This window comes from Streptomyces sp. NPDC004561 (assembly GCF_053602155.1).
Map to the genome: position 1 here is coordinate 1 of NZ_JBSGDB010000677.1, position 3,735 is coordinate 3,735.

Here is a 3,735-nt window from a genome sequence, read left to right on the forward strand (position 1 = left end):
GGCGAATTCGCCCGCGTCACCAGCCTCCAGCCCACTGACCTGCACCTTCAGCCCGGTAGGGACTCCAGAACCCCCGAATTACGCGGAACGCAGGTAGTCGGGCCGTCATGACGCGCTCAGGCCGCGAAAGTAGGCCGAGGTCGGGAGAAGACCTGACACCGCAACCCCAGAGCAGATCACCGCGATGTTTGCGGCATCCGGCCGGACATATCCAGGCGCTCGATGCTGCCAGGCAGAAGTGGGGCATGGACGCGCGGCATCGCCGCCGTCTGTTCCCTGAAAGACGAGGGGAGACTCATGAACGCATCCTGACGCACTGTCTGGCCGAGCCTGAGGCGTCCAATCTCAGTACCAGACGGTAGCCGAGACTTCGCGCCATTTCCGTTGCGCCGGTTGCGGATGCATTGTCAGACCCGCGCTCTACACTGCCCCGCCTTCTGCCCCATGACGAGGTACCCCAGCACGCACCGTGCCTACAGGCGCGGCGCTCTAAGCTGCGCATAGTCGTTGCGAACGGTAAGACGCGGCGGACGTTCAGCTCGCAGCCGACGGCAGGGAGGAAGAGGAGACGACCGCGTGCTACACGCGTTGCATCCCGGCCATGACATGGGAACAAATGACCGAAAAGATCTTGCCTGATCATGGGCCCGCTTTAAGTTCGAAATGCGCTCGACGCGTCGTCGGCGGCATCAGCCGCAGCCCTCCTGACGGCTGAACCCGACCCTGCTCGAGTCGTGGTGCCTCGGCCGGCGGCCTCCGTGTGCATCAATTCGATCTGGTGCCCGGCACCGTCGAACGGAACCACCCGGCACCGACGGCGCTGCGGATGAGGGGCTTCTGCCTCGTCGCACGCAGCGGTGTCATGACGGGTCAGCAACGGTTGCCGAGGTCCAAGCCAACTGCCATCGCGATGAGCCTAGTTGTCAGTGCCTCTTTCTACGCTGCTAAGAGCGGATCACATGGGGAGCGGATATGGCGGACAAGACGGTGTTCGTGCAGGAGCTATGGCCGCAGGTGCTGGAAGTAGTGAAGAACCGGCGGCGGTTCACCTGGATTCTGTTGAGTCAGAACGCAAACGTGTTCTTCTATGACGGGGCCACGCTGACACTGGCCTGGGTCAACCAGGGCTCGGTGGACAACTTCGTCGGTTCGGGCTCCGTGCTCGTGCTCGAGGCGGTGCTTGAGGAGGTTCTCAGCCGTCCAGCCGCCGTTGAGTCGATCCTTGAGCAAACACCACCTGCGCCCCTGTATTCCATGCCGGCAAGTACGGCGGTGCCAGGGCATGCGCCCGCCGCCACTGCTGCCCTGCCACCCCGGCCAGCTGTGTCAGCGGCATCCACCCTGCATCGCGTGCTGGGGGAAACGGCGTTCTTGATGTATGAGCAGGGCCATAGTGAGGCAGCTGCCCTGCTGGCGGATGTAGGAAACGTGGAACTGATGCCGGGCAACCGCTCCGGGGGGCGGACGGACGCCGTTCTCATCGTGTCGCCCTATCTCGTTCCCCGGTTCACCAACGAGATCCTCGCAACCATTCAGCCGGTGCTCGTACACGTGGCGGGACGGCATGGCCTGCAGGTCGATGGCGTCAGTGCCGGTCCTGCGCTTCCCGAGATCGGTGACGACTGGCGGCAAATCCTGCAGGCAAAGCTGGCCCAGGGAGCAGCCTCCGAGCAGGCGTCCAAGACGCACACCAAGGAAGCATCCTCCGCCGTCGGCCGGGAGGATCTCGTCAGGGGTCAGGCGTCAGGATGTACCCGGTATGGCAAGACCACTGGTCGCCGATGTCGCCGCCCGGTTGCCGAATGGCCAGCCTACGATGACCTCCCTTCTCCTGTAGCCGCGTGCGCTGGTCACCTCACAACTGAAGAAAGGGAAGCCCTCGAGCAGGCACGCAATCGGCGTGGAAAGGAAAACAGTGCCCGCTGGAGGGCGGAACTGGCTGCTCGTGAGACCTCCGACGGCGCGCCAGAACCTGCAGCGAGCCCCTCCTTCGCGTCGCGGCCGTGCATCGGTCAGTGCACGTCGCAGGAACGTGCCTGGGGACACGACTCCGACGGGGCCTTGACGTCGTGCGCGAACTGCGACAGCTGGGTCTGCGTCAGCTGCGGGCAAGCGCAGGTCGAGGAAGACTTAGAGTTTTGCGCTGACTGCTCGGAACGCGAGTCACTATATGACCCGGAACCCGAGTGGGAACGACAGTACGACGGTGAAGCCGATACCGATCCAAACCCCCACGTCCGACTGACAGCCATGGTCAACGAACTCGTCAAAGCGACAGGTGCCACACATCGGGAAGTGAACGCACGCCTTAACCGCAAGATCGGAGTGATCAGCAGGGTCGGTGCCGATGAGCAGGTTATCCGCCGTGCAGCCAGTGCCGCCCGCACATGGCTCGACCAACTCGATTCCTCCATCTGACCAGGGCCGACGAGACCAGAGAACATCAGGCTTCCGCTTGGCCGGTGAGCCCTCCCGACGAACCGACGATGTTGCTGCTTCAGGTCTTGGCCGCTGCCGAACCGCAGTTCTCGGGCAACTCCCCGACTGTCAGCCGCTGTTGCGGCGGGCCGCCGAGGTGGAGCCGAATGCCGCAGCCGGTACGGTCCGCAGGACGCCTGCGCTGCCTGGCAGCGGACGGCCTGGGGCATGGACCGGTGTGCGCGACCTCTGCTGGTTGGGTCGGCGCATAAGGTCACGCCATGCCAGCAAGAGTTTGACGCCCTTCCGCCTTCCGGACTACGCTACATGTCGAATCAGATATTTGATTAGGGATAGAGGCGGAGTGGGGTGCTGCTGACGACCGGACAGGCTGCGGAAGAGCTCGGCTGCGCGATCACCACGTTCCGGCGCCTCATCACTGCCGGACTGCTGCCGGATCTGTCCCGGCGTGGCGTACGCGTCATGGTCCCGCTTGAGGTCGTCCAGGCGCTGCAGACGCGGCGGCAGGCGCCGCTCGATCGACTGCCGGTCCCGGAAGTCGCCGTTCTGCGGGTGGATGCGGCCCGGCGGACGCAGGAACCGGAGCGTTCATGGCTTGGCTTCGCCGCCGCCCTCCCGCCCGAGGACCTGCTCAAGGCGCTGCGCGGCTGGTGGCGATGCGACGCGGCCAGCGTCGCGGCTGGGGGAGTCCTGCCGGTGACCCTGTCCGGCTACGTCGTGGCCGTCCTGACCGGCCTTCAGCGGTGGGAGAAGAACTCCGAGGGCCGTCACGCCTTTCCCGATGCCCGCCTGGCCGGCTACGTCACCGACCTGGCCACCCCGCACACCCGCCTCACCTCCCGCACCGGAGGCGACCGGCAGCTTGCCGAACAACTGCTGGGCACCCGGCTGGCTTCCCACTCGGGCGGAGCCCTTGCCTACGTCTCCACCCACGCCACCGTCGACTGAACCGGCCCGGACAAGGAACGCCCGATGGACGCACAGAGCTACAGCACCGCGCTCGCCGATCTGCGCACCCTGCGGGACCAGATCAAGAAGACCCGGGCCGCACTGGCAAAGCAGGAAGCGGACCGCGACAAGCTGATCGTCCAGCTGGCCTCCTACGCGAAGGCGAAGGCAGAGCGGATCGCCCCGGCGGCCGGCCTGGGCGTGGCCGACGTCGTCGCCCTCGCCCCGGCACTGGCCCCCGACAGCCTCACCACGCACGACGCCCCGCAGTCGCCGGCGGCCGGGCACCGGCCACCACCACATGCCGCCCGTACCGGCCCCGCGAGCCCATCACACCCGGTACCCCGC

General features: G+C 66.1%; 2 protein-coding genes and 1 pseudogene. All 3 read left to right on the forward strand.

The window, feature by feature from the left end; translation table 11 throughout:
- Window positions 1-972 precede the first annotated feature (972 nt).
- Entirely contained in the window at window positions 973-2,418 is a 1,446-nt protein-coding gene (locus tag ACWEN3_RS43400) for a hypothetical protein (RefSeq protein WP_452983336.1), read from the forward strand.
- 369 nt (window positions 2,419-2,787) lie between these two features.
- Window positions 2,788-3,387: a helix-turn-helix domain-containing protein gene (locus ACWEN3_RS43405; protein ID WP_452983339.1), complete on the forward strand. Its 600-nt coding sequence runs from the start codon at window positions 2,788-2,790 to the stop codon at window positions 3,385-3,387.
- 24 nt (window positions 3,388-3,411) lie between these two features.
- Window positions 3,412-3,735 (forward strand): annotated as a pseudogene (locus tag ACWEN3_RS43410) (hypothetical protein); the annotation flags it as partial.

Coding starts and splice junctions, on each gene's coding strand:
- ACWEN3_RS43400 (WP_452983336.1), top strand. CDS start 973: ATGGCGGACAAGACGGTGTTCGTGCAGGAGCTATGGCCGCAGGTGCTG.